This window comes from Longibaculum muris, assembly GCF_004343035.1.
Taxonomy (GTDB): domain Bacteria; phylum Bacillota_I; class Bacilli_A; order Erysipelotrichales; family Coprobacillaceae; genus Longibaculum; species Longibaculum muris.
Window position 1 is genome coordinate 21,313 of sequence record NZ_SMCQ01000015.1, and the last position, 22,317, is coordinate 43,629.

Sequence of the window (22,317 nt, forward strand, 5' to 3'; positions counted from 1 at the left end):
TTTTGGTGATAATGATGAAAGAAAGATATATTGAAACAAATTTAAAGAAGCAGGAGCTTGCTGATTTATTAAAAGAATATCAAAAAAGAAGTGATCGATTTTCAATTGTAAGGTATTATGAAGAATATATGAGTTTAGAAGAATATGAACAAATGCAATTAGAATTGAAAACATATATTATTCAAGCTCATGAAAAGCGTCTTTTAGATTATCAAAATAATCAAGATGGATATCGTGATGAATTAAATCAATTATTTCATTTTGTCGATGAAAATGAAGCAGCTGATTATTTTGATGACCTATTAAATCAAGAAATGGATATTTATGATAATTGTCAGTATTGTGAATTTGAGCATCAAACTCAAAAAAGTTTATCCTTTCCTAAAGATTATTTCATAGAAAGAAAATTGACAAGAATAACTCCAGTAACGATTGGACCGGTTTTTGAAATGTTGACATTTTCGATTGAAGCATTAGACATTGTGACTTCAAAGATGAAAAAATTATTTTCAACCTATCAAGTTTTTGGTGATGAGTTTGAAGATTTATGTTTTTATAAAGATGGAGAGGTTATATTTAAAATATGTAGTCATGAAGAATTTGCAATTGCTTATGAAGATATGTAGAAATACATGTCTTTTTTTCTTTGCTTCAGTTATAATGAATGCAGGTGATTTTATGAAAAAAATTGTTATAAAAGAAAATAAAATTCCACTTATTGTTGGGATTATTGATACATTATTTTTTGGATTCTGTTTGATTTTTTCAATGATAGATGGAATTACAAGTCATGATCTTGTACAGATTGTTTTGTGTGGGGTTATTTTTGGTAGTTTTACTTTTTTAGGAATTGGGCTTATTTTAGATGCTTTATTAAGATGTGTTGTCATAACGCAAGAAGAATGTTATTCACGTTCGTTTTATGGTGTTAAGAAATCCTTTGATTATACCGATATCAGTTATTGTTTAATGATAATAAAAAACCATCACATTCAATATCGTCTTTATCGTTCAAACCATCAAAAATTGGCTTCATTTGAAGATAATATGATTGGAAGTGAAGGTTTGATTTCGCATTTCATGAAACATAATATTCCAATTCAAAAGAAATATTCACATGCATTTCAAACTAAAAAAACTAATACTTCTATGCAAAGTCGTTGGACTTCCTTGGAACAACAAATGAAAAAAAGACTGGACATATTAAAAATAATATGCGCTGTCCTTATGCTTGTCTCATTGTTTTTCTTTAATCATTCAATAAAGCTTATTATTTATCTTATCATACCACTTATATGGTATGGACTTTATATCTATTTTTATCCAACAATGTTTTTTGATACTTCATCCAAATCATCGCATTTAGGTTTTCCTTATATCATTGTAGGAATAGATATTATTGTCCTTTTAAAGTTATCATATATGGCAAATATTCAAAATATGACTCGCTTTTTTTATATGATTGTGATGATGACAATTGTTTTATTTACTCCATTTCTTATTGTTTATCAGCGTTCAAAGAAATTAACTCGTTTATTAGGTGTGGTTATGGCTTTAATGGTTTATAGTTTTGTATCAAGTTATAGTTGGAATTGGTTATTTTGTAAAGATATTGTACATGAACAAGTTCAAGTTGTTGATTTTAAAGAGATTCATACGACAAAAGGAGGCTCAAGCTATTATTTATATATTGATACCTCACAACAAAAACATGTAAAATTAGAATGTTCAAAAAATATCTATGAAAAAGCTAAGCAAACACATCATGTTATCTTGTGTCAAAGAAAAAGTATCTTTGAGATTTGTTATTGGAATGTTCATTTGTAAAATAATTTGATGAAAAGAAAAATATTGACAGTAACTAGAAAATATGGTATAAATAGCTAGTGCAATAAATGATAGCAGCACATAGAGTGTTAGCCAATGCGTTTGTAACGAACGGATGTAAAGTATCTGGCTGCTAATAGAGAAATACTTAGTACAAACACAACCTGACGGATCTATGAATGTTATTGTTTTATGCCAAATAAAACAATAGGAGGAAAAAATAATGGCACGTTATACTGGACCACAATGGAAAAAATCAAGACGTTTAGGATTTTCTACATTAGAAACTGGTAAAGAATTATCAAAAAGACCTTATGCTCCTGGGCAACATGGTCAAAAAAGAAAGAAACCAACTGAATATGGATTACAATTAGCTGAAAAACAAAAAGTAAGACATATGTATGGAGTTAATGAAAAACAATTCCATAACACATTCAAAAGAGCAAGCAAAATGGAAGGAATCACTGGTTATAACTTCTTCTGTTTACTTGAATCAAGATTAGACAATGTTGTTTACAGATTAGGTTTCGCTACTACAAGAAGACAAGCTAGACAATTAGTTAACCATGGACATATTTTATTAAATGGTGTTAAAACTGATATCGCTTCTTGTCAAGTTAAAGTTGGAGATGTTGTTTCAGTTAAAGAATCTTCTAAATCATTAGAAATTATTAAAACTGCTTTAGCTTCTCAAACTCATGTACCTGGATTTGTAGAAGTAGATGCTGAAAAGATGGAAGGTAAATATATCAGATTACCAGAAAGATCTGAATTAAACCAAGAAATCAACGAAGCATTAATCGTAGAATACTACAACCGTTTAGGATAATCATGAAATGGACACTTTGGTGTCCTTTTTTTTACTAAGATGGTTAGTATACATATATGATTGTAATGTTAATAATTTTAAAGAGACTTATAAATATGAAGCCATGATGTCAAGAACTATAAGAGTCATATCAAAATCACAAAACTACAGCTAATGATGTCATGAATTAATATCAATAAATACAAACGCTTAAATCAATATTCTTGAGCGTTTTCTTTTTTTGTTAAAAAAACATGATTCAATTTTTTCTTGGGATGAGTTGTTGAAAAGATGATGAAATCTTACGATATTTATGATACAATAAAGGAGTGTAAAAGAAAGGATTTTGGATATATGGATGGAATCATGGAGTTTATTGAAAAAATAGGAACACGTAATCTCATCTTTGCGGGGGTAGGATTGGTTGTTTTGATTATTTTATTCCTTTTTTATCGTGGAATGAGACTTAGAAAATATAGAAAATTAATTGTTGATATTGAAAATCGTATGAATGCAATCAAATCATTGCCATTACAATATCGCTTAGGCAGAGTTCAAAGTATTTCTAAAAATATGCCTGATATTGTTGAACAATATGAAGAATATGCCGCTGAATTTGAAAAAATTAGTGATTTTCAAAAGAATGAATTGGCAGTTTTAGTCAATGAAGTTGATGAACAGTTGTTCTATGGGAAATTAAGAAAAGTATCGAAAAAAATGAAAGAATTAAATGAAATGCTTGATGTTTATGAAAATGATTCACAAGCATTACTTACGAAAATAGAAAAAATTACTGAAATTGAAAATATTCAAAGAATTGAAATTATTCGAGTAAAAGAAAAATATCGTCAAACAATTGATCAATTTGAATCCATTCGTTTTAAAGTTGAAGAATTTGTTCCAAGTCTTTTAGATATATTTAATGAAGTTGATGATTCATTTGTTCAATTAGAAGGAATGATGAATAATCAAAGATTTGAAGATGCAAAAAACTTTACTGGTGAAATTGAAGAAAGAGTTGATTGGTTGAATCAACGATTAGAAGATTTGCCAAGCTATATTGCAGTTGTCAGACAATATATTCCTAAAAAGATTAATCATATTGATACATTGATTGAAGAAATGTCAAAAGAGAGTTTTTCTTTAAATCAGTTAGAGGTTGATTCTCGTTATGATTCAATTAAAAAAACATTAGAAGAATGTGTTGTTCATATTAAACATCTTGAATTAGATGATATGGGAACTATTTTACAAGGTGAAGCAGATGCAATTGATCGTTTGATTCATGATTTAGAAGTTGAACAACAAGCTTATCATGAATTTAAGGAAAAATGGGATGCATGTTATAGTTTGATTACAGAAATCTATGATCAATATAAGCAAGCTTTGATTGATTCTAATCGTATTAATAGTTTATATGTTATTAATGAGGAACATATTGAAATTGATGAAAGATTCCAAGAGTTTGATAAAATATTAAGAGAGTCTTATGATTTAGAAGAAGAAATGAATAAGGGTGATTTTGCCTATTCACAAATGATTGCAAAGGTTGAGTTGTTAAAAGATCGCGCAAGTGTTCATCAAGATGATTTAAATACTTTCTTTGCTTTTAGGGATCATTTATATTTACAAGAACAACGTGCTATTGATGAATTAGAAAATATTAATATTGTATTATTAGAAATTAAATCAGAAATAAAAAACAAACATTTACCAATGATTAATGAATCATATAAAGATTATATTCAAGATTCTTATGATAAAGCGGCCCAAATTCAAGCATATCGGATGAATCGACCAGTTGAATTATCAGAATTGTCTAAGCGTGTTGATGGCGCAAGAGATGTCATTTATAAGCTTTATGATAATGTTCATAATTTGATTGTTACTGCGGAAATGGTGGAAGAAGCTATTGTTTTTGGAAATCGTTATCGTTCAACATTTTTAGAAGTGAATACAGAATTAACAAAGGCTGAAGTTTTATTTAGAAATGGTGAATATACAAAGGCTTTATCAACAGCTGTTGATATTATTGAAAAGATTCAACCTGGTTCATATGAAACATTAATCAAAAAATCTACTGAAAAGTCCGAATAAGGACTTTTTTAGTGGTATTTTTTCATAAAAAATGGTATATATACATATAATGAGATATGGAGGGAACCTATGATTTATTTAGATTATGTATCTACAACACCTTTAAATAAAGAAGTTAATCAAATGTATCAATCATTATTAAATGATTATTTTGCTAATGCTGACTCTTTATATTCACTTGGATTACAAACCAGTTCATTAATGGAAAAGTCAAGAAGCTTAATTGCTCAAATGTTAAATGTTAAACCAACTGAAATTATTTTTACAAGTGGTGCAAGTGAATCTAATAATACGGCAATTAAAGGTTGTGCTTTTCAATATCAAAATAGAGGGAAACATATTATTACTACTGCAATCGAACATTCAAGTGTCTATAATACTTGTTTACAATTAAGAGATGTTTTTGGTTTTGATGTGGATTTTATTTCAGTTGATCAAAATGGACATATCGATTTAGATGAATTAAAAAATAAAATTCGTGATGATACGATTTTAATTTCAATCATGTATGTGAATAATGAAATTGGAAGTATTCAACCGATTGATAAAATAAGAGAATTAATATTAAATATGAATCCTAAAATTAAATTACATGTTGATATGGTTCAAGCACTTGGAAAAATTCCGGTTGATTTGTCTTTGGTTGATATGGCTAGCTTTTCAGCTCATAAAATTTATGGACTTAAAGGAAGTGGCGTTTTATATAAAAAAGAATCCACAACGCTGGTACCATTGATTTGTGGTGGTCAACAAGAAAACAACTTACGTGGTGGGACTTCTAATACTGCTACTCATATTATGTTTGCTAAAACATTACGTTTGGCTTTAGAAGATCAAGCACAAAAATTTCAACGTGTTCATGCTTTAAATCAATATGTAAGAAATGAGTTAATGAGAGAAAAAGATATTGTTATAAATAGTCCAATTGAAAATTGCTCACCTTATATTTTAAGCTTTTCAGCGATTGGTTATAAACCCGAAGTTATCTTACATGCTTTAGAAGCTAAGGAATGTTATGTATCAACGAAAAGTACATGTTCATCACATAAAAATGATGTTTCTAGAACTTTAGCTGCAATGGGTGTGGATGATGCTATTGCTAAAAGTGCGATTCGTATAAGCTTCTCACATTTAACAACTCAAGAAGAAATTGATGAATTTTTATATCATCTTCAAACAATATTAAAAACTATTAAGAAACAGAGGTAGAAAAATGGAATGTAATCATATTTTAGTACGCTTTGGTGAATTAACAACCAAAGGAAAAAATCGAAAAATGTTTATTCGTAAATTATGTCAAAATACAAAAGAAATCTTAAAACCAATGAGTCAATTGAAATATGAGTTATCTTTTGATCGTATGTATATTATTTTAAATGGGGAAGATCCAAAGGCTGTGGCTGAGAAATTGAAAACAGTCTTTGGGATTCATTCATTTTCATTTTGTTATAAGGTGGAAAGTGACTTAGAAAAAATAAAAGAAGTATGTCTGCAAGTTGTCGAAAATAATCCGGGACAGACTTTTAAAATTGATACCAAACGTAATGATAAAGACTATCCATTACATTCACATGATATCAATACAGCCATTGCGGGATATATTTTCCATCATACAAGCAAAACTCTAAAGGTTGATGTCCATCATCCAGAAATTTTAGTGAAAGTTGAATTACGTAAAGATTATACATATGTTATGGATAATGTGATTATGGGTGCTGGTGGTTATCCTGTTGGTGTTGGTGGAAAAGCATTATTGATGTTATCGGGAGGAATTGATTCTCCGGTTGCTGGATACTTAACTTTAAAACGTGGAGTCGATATTGAATGTATTCATTATGCTTCACCACCATATACAAGTGATTTGGCAAGAGAAAAAGTTTTAGATTTAGTTGATGTCTTGAGACAATATACACATGGTAAAATTGTGGTACATATTGTTCCGTTTACTGATTTACAATTAGCTGTTTATGAACATTGTGAAGAAAGCTATGCGATGACTGTTATGCGAAGAATGATGTATCGTATTGCTCAAGGGGTTGCTCAAAAAAATAATTGCTTAGCGATTGTTAATGGAGAAAGTATTGGACAAGTTGCTTCACAAACATTAGAAAGTATGGCAACTATTAATGAAGTGATTCACATGCCAGTTTTACGTCCTGTGGCTTGTATGGATAAATTAGAAATTATTGATATTGCAACAAAAATTGGAACATATGATATTTCTATTCGTCCACATGAAGATTGTTGTACAATTTTCACGCCAAAACAACCTGCAACAAAACCAAAAAGCTATAAAGCACAAGCTTTTGAGGCTAACTGGGATTTTGAAACAATGGTTCAAGAATGTGTTGAAAATACGCAAGATATTGTGATTGATGATAGTTATAAAAATATTGAAAATTTATTTTAAAAAAAATGAATAATTTTGTAACCTTGACACAAACTAATTGTGTCAGGAGGTGAAAGTTATGAACTCAAACAATTCAAATAGAAACAAATTAGTCGTTCCTGGTGCTCAAAATGCAATCGATCAAATGAAATACGAAATCGCTAATGAATTTGGTGTTAACCTTGGACCTGATGCAACTTCACGTGCTAACGGATCTGTTGGTGGTGAAATCACTAAGAGATTAGTTGAAATGGGACAAAACCAAATCGCAGGTAGACAATCTCAAAGTCATTAAGCTCAATAAAAACCCTAGTCATAAAACCTTATGAGTAGGGTTTTTTCATGTAAAAAATGTTATCGCTTTCAAATTTTTGTTGTATTTACTCTTTATTTTAGGTAAAATAAATATATGTATGTAGGAGGAATGAATTATGACAAAAGTTATGGCGGTTAACGCAGGAAGCTCATCATTAAAATTTCAATTATTCAATATGCCAAGTGAAGAAGTCATTACTTCTGGGATTGTTGAAAGAATTGGAATGGATGATGGTATTTTTACGATTAAATATAATGGAGAGAAAAAGACAAAAACTTGTCCAATTCCAGATCATCAAGTTGCTGTAGATATGCTTTTAGAAGCATTGATTGATGAAGGTGTTTTAAAAGAATTAACAGAAATTGATGCCGTTGGACATCGTATTGTTCATGGTGGTGAATACTTTAGTGATAGTGCTGTTGTTGATGAAGATGTTGTTAGTAAAGTAGAGGAACTTTGCGAACTTGCTCCATTACATAATCCAGCACATTTAATTGGATATCGTGCTTTTAAAAAAGCTTTACCAGGAGTCGGACATGTTTTCACATTTGATACAGCTTTCCATCAAACACTTGATAAAGAAAGATATTTATATCCATTACCATTAGAATATTATACTGATTTAAAAGTCAGAAGATATGGAGCTCATGGTACAAGTCATAAATATGTTTCAGAACAAGTGATTGAAATGTTAGGAAAACCAAGAGGTTCTCGTGTGATTGTTTGTCACCTTGGAAATGGAGCTAGTGTTTCTGCTGTCTTAGATGGAAAATGTATTGATACATCTATGGGATTTACACCACTTGCAGGAGTGATGATGGGAACACGTTGTGGTGATGTTGATCCATCAATTATGCCTTATTTATGTAATAAATTAAATAAAACACCTGATGAAGTCTTAGAAATCTATAACAAAAAATCAGGGATGTTAGGAATTTCTGGCATTTCTTCAGATTCTCGTGATATTGAAAATGCTTTATTTAAAGAAGGAGATGAACGTGCTTTATTAACAAGTTTATTATATGCACGTATTGTATCTAAATATATTGGTTCATATTATGCTGAACTTGGTGGTTGTGATGCGATTGCCTTTACTGCTGGAGTTGGTGAAAATGCAGCTTATTTAAGACGTTTAATCATTGACAATGTTTCTAAAGCATTTGGTGTTTTCTTGGATGAAGAATTAAATTCAGTAAGAAGTTCAGAAAACAGAGTGATTTCACATCAATATTCACAAATCAAAGTCATGGTTATTCCAACAAATGAAGAAGTCATGATTGCTAGAGATACAGTCAGATTATTAGGATTATAAGAACCTACGGGTTCTTTTTCTTATGTTCAATAAAATATGTGATATAATAATCATAAGGAGGTGATGAGCTTGAATAAACAATGGGATAATCAAGATTTTCGAAAAGTCTTTCAATTTGCTAATGATGAGAAAAAACATAAAAAGATGCTTATTGAATCACTGAATCATCACGAACAAAATGAATTGATCTTAGAAAGAATAAAAGCCTCATTAAACGATGATTATCCAACATTTTTGGATATGATGAGTCGAGTTTATAAGGAATTAGATGAGGATGTGAAAAGACCTTTATTTGAATGGGTGATTGAACATTCTGATTTTGAAAATGAAGCAGCTCTTTTACAAGAATTACAATACTATCGTTTTTTTATTGAAACAATTCAAAATCAAAAAGAATACTTACATATCATAACACTACAACAAGTCATTGAAAATCTCTCACAAGCTGGTTTACAAGACTTAGAAACAATAACTCATTATTTGCTGGCTAGATATTATTTTGAAAAGAAAGCAAACAAAAATGACTATCTTGAAAGAAGTCATGAAAAAGGTGAAGTTCTTTATCAAATCATTGATGCATATTTTCAACATAATAAAGACTATCTTATCGTTGTTGCACAAGCATTTTTCAAAGAAGAACAACTCCTACAACAAGATCTTATCAATAAAAAAATTGAGAAAATCATGCATAAGGCAACAAAAAAATTAGATGATATTTATTATTGTCAGTTGCCTCAAGAAACAAAAATAACGCAATTAGAAGAACTTAAGGTGAAAGTTCTCCATAAACTTCCGATTGAATCAAATGAATTTGAACAATATCCCCTCATTCATCGCTTTTTACAAACTCTACAACAATATTTAGAATATCTTACTCAGCTACAACCTATAGAATATAACGAAACAATAGATTCACTACCAACTCAACCAATGCCTGATGAACAGCAATTACAATTGATTGAAGCTTTTTATCATCAACATCATCTCTATTATAAAAAATCACAAATTATTGAAGAACTATTAGAAAATCCGTTTGTTATTCAATTTTATCAATTCTATAATCAAATAGATGAATTAACAGATTGTGAAGAAATGATTAAGAAACTAGAGGAATTAATTTTAGATATTCGTGAAAGTGGTCTTAAAAATAAAGAAATCTTACGTCGTTTGTTGAGTGTTGCCCAAAAAGAAGTAGAAGACTTTATTCAAAGTGAAGAAAAAGAAGAAATAGTTGAAGAACCTTTACCAATTCCTATTCAAAATACGGATGAGGTTATGAAAATTGGGAAGTTCTATGTTTTAAAAGAAAGTGTGGAAGATAATCCGGTTAATATTCAAAAGATTGTTCAATTATTAGCTAAAGAAGATCAAAAAGAAATCGCCTGGCTTAAATCACTTGTCTATCAAATTGGCTATGATAAAGTGCATGCTTATTTATTAAAATCACCAGCGATGTCAATTGATAATTTACAAACAATTATTCAACTAGATCGTTCTTTAAGATTTGAATATCAACGTATATTAGAAGATATTGAAATGTATTTTCGTTCTAGCTTTACTTATTTTTTATCTAATAAATATGATCAAAAATATTTAATGGCTTCAACCTATCAACCTTTTTATAAGCGTGGCTATTTAATGGGAAATCTTTTTGAAGATAAACAAGAACATTATGATCAAGTAAAATTACTACGTAATCGAATTGATGATGAAATCAAAAATAATAATTTACAGATAGTTGAAGAATATCGACGTTATAAATATGCTTTGCCTTTTTCTACAGCAGCAGGAATTATGACATTTGGTTGGATGATTAATGTTTTTGAAAACTTAAATTATTATGATAAAGCAGAATATTTAAGATGTTATTTTGAACGTTTAACGCCTCAAACATTTTGGCATTGGATGATGAGCTTAAATAATTTAAGAAATCATTGTGCGCATTATCAAAGTCTCTATCGTTTATCTTCATTAAAAGAATTAAGACCAATTATGACTAAAGATGTAGATAGTAATGGTTATGATGATGATTTTAAGCATTCTTCATTATTTTATTATACTTTGATTATGATTCGTCTTTCTCCCAATGTTTTTAATGCTGAAGATTTTATTGATAGTGTAGGCATTTTATTGAGAAAAGCAGGCCGTGAAAGTGGTTTAGTTGATTTATTAAAAGATTATTCTTTTCCTAAGAATTGGCGATATGTTTTAGAAAATGAAAAGTCATCTAAAATTCATTTGGTTGATTAAATAATCTCTTTTGTTGAGGAGATTATTTTTTGTTTGTTATTTATGGTTCATATTAAGGTCATTCTATGGTAGTATATTATATAAGGTGATGAAAAATGGATAGGATATTTAAAGTAAGAAAAGAATATGATCAAATAATTATTTATCGACATGTGAATCCGGATTTAGATGCATTAGGTTCACAGTTAGGTTTGTATTGGACATTGAAAGAAATGTTTCCTCAAAAGAATATTGTTTTAGCCGGAAATATGGAAAGTGATTTATTGAAGATGTACGCTTCTTTTGAAGTTGAAGACATTCAAAAAGGTTCAACTTTAGGCATTGTTTTAGATACGGCTAATCGTGAACGAATTGATGGGGATATTACAATTTGTGATAAGGTTTTAAAGATTGATCATCATATTGTTGTTGATTCGTATGGTGATTTAAATATCGAAGATGAGAGTGCTTCATCTTGTAGTGAAATTGTTACATTACTTTTAAAAGAAGGACGAGTTAAAATTCCACTTATTGCAGCGAATGCTTTGTATTTAGGAATCATTGGTGATAGTAATCGTTTTATGTATAGTTCAACTTCAGCTAAGACTTTTGAAGCCGCTGCATATTTATTAGAAAGTGGTATTCAAATTGAAGAATTATATCAATCTTTATATATGCGTGATTTGAATGATCTAGAAGTCACTAAGTTTATTTTAAATCATTATCATAGAGATGGTAAGATTGCTTGGTATTATTTAGGTCAAGAAGATTTAGATGTACTTCATCTTACACGTGAACAAGGCTCTAATTATGTGAATACGCTTGCAAATTATGAAGAATTTGAAGTGTGGATGGCCATTACTGAAAATACAAAGGAACATAATTATCGTGTCAGTATGCGTAGCCGTCACACAGCAATCAATGAGGTGGCCAATGCTTTTCGAGGTGGTGGGCATGCCTATGCGAGTGGGGCAACGCTTGAATCATTAGATGAATTAAAAGATTTGATTGAGAAATTAAAGGAGAAAATGAATGGATAAAGTATTTGAAAGATTTTTTGGAAAGATGGGGGAAAATCATCAGAGTGACTTTTTTAATAATCGTCAGCCCCAAAAGAAAGGAACATTGAAGGCAGCTATCATTGTCATTTTATTTTTCTTGATTGCTGAATATTTTACAATGTTGCCACTTAATTTAAGATCACCAGATTTTGTGTTCTTTTTGAGTTTTTGTTTAATTATTTTTGTGGGATTAAGAAGTTTATTTCAAGCTTCTTTTGATAAGGTTGGAAAAGTCCTTGTTGGATTGGCTGCTGTATTTATTGCCTATGTTTTTATTGGACAATTAATCAGTTCACCAATTTTCCATGCTTCAAGTTATCAAAAACAATTAAATGTTGATAAGAAAGCTGATTTTTATGCTGATAACCCAAAAGTTAATTATCAATCAATACCAGTTGTTGATAAAGATAGTGCAGAACGTTTAGGTGATCGTAAAATGGGAGAAATTGTTGATTATGTTTCTCAATTTGAAGTTGATGATGAATATGGTCAAATCAACTATAAAGATAAACCATATCGTGTTACAACGATTTCTTATAGTGATTTTATTAAATGGTTTACTAATCATGGTGAAGGGTTACCTGCTTATATTCGTGTTGATATGGTTACTCAGGAAAGTGAAGTTGTTCGTTTAAAAGAAGGAATGAAATATTCTCATTCTGATTTATTTTTTAGAAATATTAATCGTCATATTCGTGTTCATTATCCAACGAAGATGTTTGAAAATCCATCTTTTGAAATAGATGATGCCGGGAATCCATATTGGATTGCTCCAACATATACTTATAAAATTGGATTATTTGGTGGTAAAGATATTACGGGGGCTATTTTGGTTAATGCGATTGATGGTAGTTGCCAATATTATAACATTGATAAAGTTCCAACTTGGGTTGATCGTGTTTATCCATCAGATTTATTGTTAACGCAATTAGAAAATTGGGGTCAATATACAAATGGATATTTCAATACAATCTTTTCTCAAAAGGGGGTTTTAAAACCTACAGATGGATATAACTATATTGCTTTAAATGATGATGTTTATTTGTATACTGGTTTAACATCAGTATCAAGTGATGCTTCTAATGTTGGGTTTGCTTTAATTAACATGCGTACAAAAGAAGCTAAATATTATGCAATCAGTGGAGCTGAAGAATTTTCTGCAATGTCATCAGCAGAAGGAAAAGTTCAAAACTTAAAATATACAGCAACTTTCCCAATCTTGATTAATGCTGGTGGGCAACCAACTTATTTCTTGTCACTAAAAGATAGTGCAGGATTAGTTAAAAGCTATGCGTTTGTTAGCGTTGAAAATTATCAAATTGTAGCCGTTGGAAATAGTGTTGCAGAAGCTGAAAAAGAGTATTATCAATTGTTAAATGATAATGGTAAAGTGAAGGTTGATTTTGAAACTAAGAGTTTAAAAGCTAAGATTACAGCGATTCAAGAAGCTGTCGTGAATGGCAATTCACATTACTATTTTAAAATTGAAGGTGAAGATAAAGTCTTTATTGCACCAATTTCTTTAAATAGTGAGTTACCATTACTAAAAGTTGGAGATCAAGTGAGTATTGAATTTGTTGATGATGATTCAGCAAGTCAGACAGTTTCAACTTTAAAAATCGGATAGAAAATAAGGAGGGGAAATAATGAATGAATTATTAGAACGTTTAAAAATGTATGAACCATTGTTTGGTCAATGGAAAGTGGATTTTATTGCGATTAATTATGGTGATATGGCTTGGGTTTATTTAAAAAATGATCGTGATGAAGAAGCTTTAATGAAAGTGAAAACATTATATTGTCCTGAAGAAGAAGTTGAAGGACGCGTCTTTGATTTAATGATGAAGTATGATGTTGTTGCTTATCCTGAACTGACAAATTCGCCTTATTTACAAGAAGAACATTATTATTTGGAAAATGATCATCATATTGAAGGTGTTGATATTTGTTTGTTATCGGTTTTACCAAAATTAGATGATGATGAAACACCGGTTTTAGAAGAAGATTTATTCCAATTGGCACTTCGTTATATGAATGGTAAAGAACGTGTGCAAGATGAATATCGTGCTTATGAGCTTTTTGAAAAAGCAGCGAAAAATAATCATGCCAAATCGATTTGTTCTTTAGGGTATATGAATGAAGTTGGTTTAGGAACACCAATGGATAAAGAAAAAGCCGTTTATTACTATCGACAAGCAGCGGATTTAGATGATGAAATTGCTTCATGTAATTTTGCGTTTTGTTGTTATGAAGGAATTGGCTGTGAACAAAATGATGAATTAGCGTTTGAATATTTTGAAAAGGCAGCAGCTAAAAATTTACCACGTGCATTATTCTATTTAGGAGAATGTTATTGTTTTGGTAGAGGTGTGGAAAAAGATGGTATCAAAGCCATGACACATTATAAACAAGCGGCTGATGCTGGTTTTATTCAAGCTAAATATAGTGTTGGTTATTGTTATGAATATGGAATTGGGGTTCCTCAAGATTTATCTCAAGCAGCTTCATGGTATCAAGAAGCTGCTAATGATGGATTAGAAGTAGCTCAGTTACAATTAGGTTATTTCTATGAAGCTGGAGAAGGTGTTGAACAAAACGAAGAAATGGCAGTGTATTGGTATCAACAGGCTTCAAATCAAAACTATGCGCCTGCTCATTGTTATTTAGCTTATTGTTATGAAATGGGAATTGGTGTTGAACAAGATGTTGAAAAAGCCAAAGAACTTTATTTAAGAAGTGCTAACATGGGATATCCTCGTGCTATGTTAGCTTATGGAAAACTCATTGAAAATGAAAATATGCCACTTGCTATGGAATATTTAAAACGTAGTGCTGATATTGGTTATGTTTATGCAATGTGTAAGTATTCTTATTATTTAGAAAATGGAATTGGGGTTGAAAAGAATGAAAATCTGGCTTTTGAATATTGTCAAAAGGCAGCTCAATATCAAGACCCTAGTGCTTTATGTACCCTTGGATATTATTATGAAAATGGAATTGGTTGTACAAAAGATTTACAAAAGGCTTTTGAATATTATCAACTTTCTAGTGATGCAGGAAGTTTAAGAGGAATGACTAATTTAGGATATTGTTATGAAGTGGGGATTGGAGTTGAAGAAAATCCTCAAAAAGCTGTTGAAATTTATCGTCGTGCAGCGGATTTAGATTATGATGTTGCGCAATGTAATTTAGGATATTGTTATGAAGCAGGAATTGGCGTAGAAAAAGATCTTCATAAGGCTAAGGAATATTATGAAAAAGCATCGGCTCAAAACAATTTACGTGCGATTTGTAATTTAGGTTTCTTATATGAACAAGGAATTGATGGGGAACCGGATTATCAAAAAGCAATTGAACAATATGAAAAAGCTGCTCAATTTGATTATCCAAGAGGTTTATGTAATTTAGGATATCTTTATGATGAAGGTATTGGAGTCGAAAAAGACATGAGCAAAGCTTTCTACTATTACAATCGTGCTAGTGATGTTGGTGATCCTTCAGCAATGTGTACAATTGGATATTATTATGAAAATGGTTTAGGGTGTCCTAAAGATGTTAAAAAAGCTTTTGAATATTATCAACGTTCAAGTGCTGGTGGAAATTTACGTGGAATGACAAATTTAGGATATTGTTATGAAGCGGGAATTGGAACTGAAGTGGATGAAGAAAAAGCTGTTGAAGTTTATCGCCATGCGGCAGAATTAGGCTTTGACGTTGCTCAATGTAATTTGGGATATTGTTATGAAGCTGGAATTGGTGTTGAAAGAGATTTACAAAAAGCTAAGGAATATTATGAACAAGCAAGTGAACGTAATAATCTACGCGCTTTATGTAACTTAGCAAATTTATATGAAATTGGTTTTGATAATCAAGAAGCCAATTATGATAAAGCTAGAGAATTATATGAACGTGCAGCTCAGTTTAACTATCCACGCGCCTTATGTAACTTAGGTTTATATTATGAAGAAGGTACAGGGGTTGAAAAAGATGAAGAAAAAGCAGTTGAATATTATCGTCAAGCAGCTGAACTTGGTGATGATGTTGCGCAATGTAATTTAGGATATTGTTATGAAATGGGAATTGGCGTAGAGGTTGATTTGAATCAAGCGAGACATTGGTATAGTGTATCTGCTGAAAGTCGTTATCCACGTGCATTATCTAATTTAGGATTGTTCTATGAACTTGGAAAAGCTTGTGAAGTAGATGAGAAGAAAGCTTTTGAGTATTATCAAGAAGCTGCTAGCTATAAATATCCTCCAGCAATCTGTAATTTAGCATGTTGTTATGAGGATGGAATTGGAACAGCTGTGGATGAAAGAAAAGCGTTTGAGTTCTATCTTGAGGCATCAAAATATAATTCATCACGTGGTTATTACAATGTTGGACGTTGTTATCACTATGGAATTGGAACAGAAGTTGATTATCAGGCCGCGATGAATTATTATCAAGAAGCTTATCATCGTCATTATATTGATGCTTATATTTCACTTGGACAATTGTATGAAAGTGGCTTAGGTGTTAAACAAGACTATATGAAAGCTTTTGAATATTATAATGAAGCTAAGGAACAAGGTTTTTCTAGAGGTTACTATGCTTTAGCAAATCTGTATAAAGCTGGTGTAGGTGTTGATAAAGATACACCTAAGGCCATTGAATATTTTACGATTGGGGCTAGTAAAGGACATGTTTCATCAATGTACAATTTAGCGGTATTGTATGATTTTGAAGCTGAAGAAAAATATCGTGATATGCCAAAAGCCATTGAATATTATAAAATGGCAGTGGAACATGGACATTATGGAGCGATGAATAATCTTGGTGTTTGTTATAAAGAAGGCGATGGAGTAGAGCTTGATTTTGATGAAGCATTTCGTTTGTTTGAAAGAGCTGCTAGAGGTGGCGATGAACATGCTTATTTAAATTTAGCGAGAGCTTATACTTATGGACAAGGAACTGATATTGATTTAGACAAAGCTTTACCTTGGTGTGAAAAAGCTGTGGAAGCTGGTTTAAATGATGCTAAGGATTTATTAAAAGAAATTAAAGGCAAATCTCAAAAGAAAAAAGGTTTCTCAATATTTAAAAAGAAGAATTAAAAGCAAAGACGATATCAATGAGATATCGTTTTTGCTTAGATAAAATATATTCTTAAAAAAATAGGATTCAAAGTGGGAAATCTCTTGATAAATATAGGAATTTATTTGTAATTATGATATAATTACACAATGAATTGAGGTGGATAATCATGAAATCTAAAATTTTAGTTGTAGATGATGAAGAACATATTAGAGAGTTGATACGTTTTTATTTAGATAAAGAAGGCTTTTCTGTGGCTGAAGCTGAAACAGGACAAAAAGCTTTAGAGATATTAGAAAATGAATATATTGATTTAGCAATTGTTGATATTATGATGCCAGTTATGGATGGTTTTCAACTTGTTGAAGAAATGAAGGAATTTAAAGATATTCCAGTTATTATGTTAACTGCGAAATCACAATCGGCTGATAAATTAAGAGGTTTTTCTTTAGGAATTGATGATTATGTTACAAAACCTTTTGATCCTGATGAATTATTAGCGAGAGTGAAAACAATTTTAAAACGTTATAGTATTAATAGTCAGAATATTGTTCAAATTAAAGATGTTATTTTTGATGGTGATAAATATGAAATACGTTATCATGATGAGACTATTCATTTGCCATTAAAACAATTTGAATTAGCTTTTGAGTTAGCTAAAAACCCTAATCAAATTTTTACTCGTGAACAATTGATTGAAAAAATTTGGGGAATGGATTATGATGGATTCGATCGTACTGTTGATGTTCATATCAAACGTATTCGTGAAAACTTAGGACATTTACCTGGATTTAAGGTTGTAACAGTGAGAGGATTAGGATATAAGATTGAGGTTGAACAATGAAATCCATCTATGGGAAATTAATCTTAGGATTTTTAGCAAGTATTTTGTTTAGTTTTTCAATTGCTGGATATTTTTCATTGCGTAAGAATTCTGATGAATTGAGTCGTTTGACAGTTGAGGAATTAGAAAATTCAACTGAATTAATTGCTGATTTTTTACAATTAATTGATAATGAAAATTTACCAAAAGTTTTAAATGGTTATGCTTCAACTTCTGAAGTTTCTTTTTCCATTGAAAGTCAAAATCATAAAGAAGTTTATGGAACATTGACGGGTCGTCAATTGACGAATAAAGAACATCAATTATTAGAAAATCAATTAGGTAAAACCATTACTTTACATGATTCTTCAATGCGTAAGTTAGCAAAATCATTTGAAGTGAATGGTCAACAATATATTGTCTTTGTCCAAAAAGATATTGGTAAAAAACAAATGATTTTTATTGATTCTGCAATGATTGCTGTTTTTTGTATGTTAATTGCGGGAAGTATTACTTTCTTGGTTATTGCTGATATTATTGTTAAACCAATTTCACGTTTAAATAAAGCAACTAATGAATTGTCTAAGGGAAATTATCGTGTTCGTGTTAATTATAGTGGAAATGATGAAATTGCTCGTTTGAATCGCAGTTTTAATCAAATGGCTCAACAATTAGCAAAACAAGAAGAAACGAGGCAACAATTTATTTCTGATGTTTCTCATGAGTTTCAAACGCCTTTAACAGCAATCCAAGGTTTTGCTACAATTTTAAAAAATGAAAAGTTAACAGATGAACAACGACAAAAATATGCAGATATTATCTTGTTTCATAGTAAACGTTTATCGACTTTATCTAGGAATATGTTACAATTAACAATCCTAGATGGTGAAGATGTGAAATTAGAAGTCAGTGAATTTTCATTGATTGAACAATTAAATCGTGTGATTGAAACACAGGATAATTTAGCAATAAGTAAGAATATTGAGATAGAATTTGATATTCCTAAAAATGATATTCTTATTGAAGCAGATGAATCACGATTAGAACAGGTTTGGATTAATCTGGTGAATAATGCGATTAAGTATACGAATGAAAATGGGGTTGTCACTATTAGTGTGAAAAAGACAACAAAAGAAGTAGAAGTAAGTATCGAAGATACCGGTGTAGGAATGAGTAAAGAAGCGATTTCGCATATTTTTGAAAGGTTTTATCGACAAGATAAATCGAGAAGTGTGGAAGGAAATGGCTTAGGGTTATCGATTGTTAAAAGGATTGTTGATTTACATCAAGGAACGATTGATGTTAAGTCAAGAGAAGATGGTGGTAGTCAATTTATAGTTAAATTACCACAAGTCAGATCTTTCCATTTGAGTGAAAGATTGATGAAAAAAGACAGAGATAATCATTCATAGGAAAGGAAAGAAATCTATGTATTTAAAGAAAATAGAATTACATGGTTTTAAATCATTTGCAGATAAATCAGTTATTGAATTTCAGCCAGGAATTACGGGAATTGTTGGTCCAAATGGTTGTGGTAAATCCAATATCAGTGATGCTGTAAGATGGGTTTTAGGTGAACAATCAGTTAAATCGTTACGTGGTTCTAATATGTCTGATGTTATTTTTAATGGAAGTGAAGATCGTAAAGCACAAAGTGTTGCTGAGGTAACATTGGTTTTTGATAATGAAGATCGTTTTATGAATTTTGATTATAATGAAGTTGAAATTACAAGACGTCTTTATCGTCAAAATAATGAAGCTGAATATTTGATTAATCGTGAACCATGTCGTTTAAAAGATATTATTGATTTAATTATGGATACAGGGTTAGGGCGTGATTCTTTATCAATTATTTCACAAGGAAATATTTCTAGTTTTGCTGATAGTAAGCCAGAAGAAAGACGTGGGATGTTTGAAGAAGCAGCCGGTGTTGCAAAATATAAAAAGCGTAAGTTGGAGTCTATTCGTAAATTAGAGAGAACAAAGGATAATTTAGATAGAGTTGAGGATATTTGTTTAGAGTTAGAAAAACAAATTGCGCCATTAAGAAGGCAAAAAGAAAAGGCTGAAGTTTATTTGGAATTAAAGGATCAATTGCAGTCTATTGAAGTGAGTGTGTTGGTTAAGGAAATTGAAAATTTATCTGCATCTTTAAAAGAATTAAATGATTCTTTGGATTCTTTAGATAAAGAAAAAGTAACTATTGAAGGTCAGATTCTTTTAAATGAACAACAAAATGAAACCTTAAAAAAGAAGATGTATGATTTGGATCAAGAAGTCAATGGGTTACAAGGACAATTATTAACAGCTATGAATAATGTTAATGAATTAGAAACTCAAAAAGTTGAAATTGATACCAATCGTAAACATATTTTAGAAAATACAGATAAAGAAGATTTACAGGCACGTATTGCTCAGATGAGAGCTATTTTACAAGATGCTGTTAATGAATATAATGATCGTGTTAATCGATATAAAGAAACCAAAGAAGAAAAGTTAGATTTAGAAGCTGCACAAGAAAAGAATCGTAGTGAAATGATGGCATTACGTCAAAATATTGAAAACTTAAATCTTCAATTACATAACAATCGAAATCGTAGAGAACAATTGGTTGATATTGTTGAAAATAAGTCTGGCTATAGTTATGGTGTCCGTTCAATCATGAAGGCTAAAGATTCTTTATCAGGAATCATTGGAGTTTTAGGTGATTTATTAGAAAGTGATGCTCAATACGAAACTGCTTTAACGACAGCTTTGGCTGGGGCAGTACAGTTTATTGTCACAAAGACAGATCAAGATGCTAGAGAAGCGATTCATTTCTTAAAAGAAAATAAATCAGGGCGTGCGACTTTTTTACCTGTTGAAGTGATGAAACCTCGAAGTTTAAGAGATGATCATTTGATGGTATGTCAAAATTTTGATGGTTATTTAGGGGTGATGAGTGATTTTGTTCGTTATCCTCAAGAGATTGAAAGTGTTGTTTTGAATCAGCTAGGGAATATTATCTTGGTTGATACTTTAAAACATGCATCAGCTTTATCACGTGCTACTTTTGCTAGATATAAAGTTGTGACAATGGATGGTGAGGTTGTTAATATTGGTGGTTCTTTAACTGGTGGAACAAATAAATCACAATCATCGAACTTTGCGAGTAAACGTGAGTTAGAGATGATTAAAGAGACAATTGTGAGTCAAGAAAAAGAAATTAATCATAAAAAAGCAAAATTGAATGAATTGGACAATTTAGCAAGAGAAATTTCTCATCATTTATTGCAAAAACAAATGTCATTTGCTAAGCTTGAAGTTGTAGTTACAAATAAGAAAAGTGAACTTCAAGTGGCTAAGAGTGAATATGAAAGTTTAACTCATCGTAGTGTTGAATTATCAGAGATTGAAAGTGGTGCTCAAGATAATCAATTGATTAATGAATTAAATGAAGCAAAGAAATTACGTGATCGTTTAACTGAATCTATTCAAGCAAAACGTGAATTACGTATGAGTTTTGTCAATGAAAATGATAAATTAGAAGAAACTCTAAGAGCATCACGTGCTCATTTAAGAGAAATTCAATCGGAAATGACTCAAAAACAAGTCAATAAAGCTAAACAAGAAACTGAGTTATCTAATTATTTATTGCGTTTAAATGATGAATATAAGATGACTTATGAATTTGCTAAGGAAGAATATACACAAGAAATCAATATGGGTGAAGCAAAAGAAAATGTTCGTTTATTGCGTCATAAAATTGATTCTTTAGGGAATGTTAATTTACAGGCGATTGAAGATTATCAAGAAGTTTCAACCCGTTATGAAACATTGAATAGTCAAAGATTAGATTTAATCAATGCACAAGATAGTATCTTAAAGGCAATTGATGAGATGGATGAAATTATGATTAGTCGTTTTGGTGAAACCTTTGAAAAGATTAATAAAGAGTTTAATATTGTCTTTAGAAATCTTTTTGGTGGAGGAAAAGCTGAATTAAGATACAGTGATCCTGATAACATTTTAGAAACTGGAATTGATATTGATGTGCAGCCGCCAGGAAAAGCCGTCCAAAATATTACTTTATTTTCTGGGGGCGAAAAGGCTTTGATTGCCATTTCATGTTTATTTGCAATCTTGCGTGTTCGACCAGTTCCAATGTGTATCTTAGATGAAGTTGAAGCTGCATTGGATGTTGCGAATGTTGAAAGATTTGCAAAATATTTAAGAGAGTTTTCAACCCAAACCCAATTTATTGTTGTAACGCATAGAGAAGGAACAATGGAAGAATGTGATTTATTATATGGTGCAACAATGCAACAAAAAGGGGTTACAAAGCTAGTCAGTGTTAAATTGAAAGATGCAATTGACTTGGCTGGTGCATAAGGAGGAAT

General features: G+C 30.5%; 15 protein-coding genes. All 15 read left to right on the top strand.

All coding sequences use genetic code 11. From position 1 onward, the window contains the following. Positions 1-14: 14 nt before the first annotated feature. The 15 genes from EDD60_RS10405 (at position 15) to EDD60_RS10475 (ending at position 22,309) form a co-directional block, all read left to right on the top strand. Positions 15-626, top strand: a complete 612-nt coding sequence (locus EDD60_RS10405; protein WP_066447843.1) for a hypothetical protein — start codon at positions 15-17, stop codon at positions 624-626. A gap of 52 nt (positions 627-678) precedes the next feature. Further along, positions 679-1,827, top strand: coding sequence for a DUF6560 family protein (locus tag EDD60_RS10410; protein ID WP_132226396.1), 1,149 nt, complete (start codon positions 679-681; stop codon positions 1,825-1,827). A 223-nt stretch (positions 1,828-2,050) separates the two neighbouring features. Beyond that, positions 2,051-2,656 (top strand): 30S ribosomal protein S4, encoded by a 606-nt coding sequence (rpsD, locus tag EDD60_RS10415; protein ID WP_066447838.1) that lies wholly within the window; start codon positions 2,051-2,053, stop codon positions 2,654-2,656. Between the two features lie 333 nt (positions 2,657-2,989). Further along, the gene (locus tag EDD60_RS10420) at positions 2,990-4,732 is read left to right on the top strand and encodes a septation ring formation regulator EzrA (protein WP_066447880.1); all 1,743 of its coding nucleotides are present in this window, start codon (positions 2,990-2,992) and stop codon (positions 4,730-4,732) included. A 69-nt stretch (positions 4,733-4,801) separates the two neighbouring features. Then, positions 4,802-5,941 (top strand): cysteine desulfurase family protein, encoded by a 1,140-nt coding sequence (locus EDD60_RS10425; protein WP_066447835.1) that lies wholly within the window; start codon positions 4,802-4,804, stop codon positions 5,939-5,941. Positions 5,942-5,945: 4 nt separating this feature from the next. Then, the gene (gene thiI, locus EDD60_RS10430) at positions 5,946-7,142 is read left to right on the top strand and encodes a tRNA uracil 4-sulfurtransferase ThiI (RefSeq protein WP_066447832.1); all 1,197 of its coding nucleotides are present in this window, start codon (positions 5,946-5,948) and stop codon (positions 7,140-7,142) included. 58 nt (positions 7,143-7,200) lie between these two features. Beyond that, the gene (locus EDD60_RS10435; RefSeq protein WP_066447829.1) at positions 7,201-7,416 is read left to right on the top strand and encodes an alpha/beta-type small acid-soluble spore protein; all 216 of its coding nucleotides are present in this window, start codon (positions 7,201-7,203) and stop codon (positions 7,414-7,416) included. A 136-nt stretch (positions 7,417-7,552) separates the two neighbouring features. Then, positions 7,553-8,749 carry an acetate/propionate family kinase gene (locus EDD60_RS10440; RefSeq protein WP_066447823.1) on the top strand — a complete coding sequence of 399 codons (1,197 nt, stop codon included), beginning with the start codon at positions 7,553-7,555 and terminating at the stop codon, positions 8,747-8,749. A gap of 69 nt (positions 8,750-8,818) precedes the next feature. Beyond that, positions 8,819-10,999 (top strand): Abi family protein, encoded by a 2,181-nt coding sequence (locus EDD60_RS10445; protein WP_066447821.1) that lies wholly within the window; start codon positions 8,819-8,821, stop codon positions 10,997-10,999. Positions 11,000-11,094: 95 nt separating this feature from the next. Then, a complete protein-coding gene (locus EDD60_RS10450) occupies positions 11,095-12,018 on the top strand; it encodes a DHH family phosphoesterase (RefSeq protein ID WP_066447819.1) in 924 nt (307 codons plus the stop codon). Continuing rightward, positions 12,011-13,666, top strand: a complete 1,656-nt coding sequence (locus EDD60_RS10455) for a hypothetical protein (protein ID WP_066447816.1) — start codon at positions 12,011-12,013, stop codon at positions 13,664-13,666. The genes EDD60_RS10450 and EDD60_RS10455 overlap by 8 nt, the downstream gene beginning before the upstream one ends. Positions 13,667-13,685: 19 nt before the next feature. After that, a complete protein-coding gene (locus EDD60_RS10460) occupies positions 13,686-17,135 on the top strand; it encodes an SEL1-like repeat protein (RefSeq protein ID WP_132226397.1) in 3,450 nt (1,149 codons plus the stop codon). Positions 17,136-17,284: 149 nt separating this feature from the next. Further along, positions 17,285-17,959 (top strand): response regulator transcription factor, encoded by a 675-nt coding sequence (locus EDD60_RS10465; protein ID WP_066447814.1) that lies wholly within the window; start codon positions 17,285-17,287, stop codon positions 17,957-17,959. Beyond that, the gene (locus tag EDD60_RS10470) at positions 17,956-19,350 is read left to right on the top strand and encodes a sensor histidine kinase (RefSeq protein WP_066447812.1); all 1,395 of its coding nucleotides are present in this window, start codon (positions 17,956-17,958) and stop codon (positions 19,348-19,350) included. Before EDD60_RS10465 ends, EDD60_RS10470 begins: the two co-directional genes overlap by 4 nt. Positions 19,351-19,366: 16 nt before the next feature. Then, positions 19,367-22,309 (top strand): chromosome segregation protein SMC, encoded by a 2,943-nt coding sequence (locus EDD60_RS10475; protein ID WP_066447809.1) that lies wholly within the window; start codon positions 19,367-19,369, stop codon positions 22,307-22,309. Positions 22,310-22,317 lie beyond the last annotated feature (8 nt).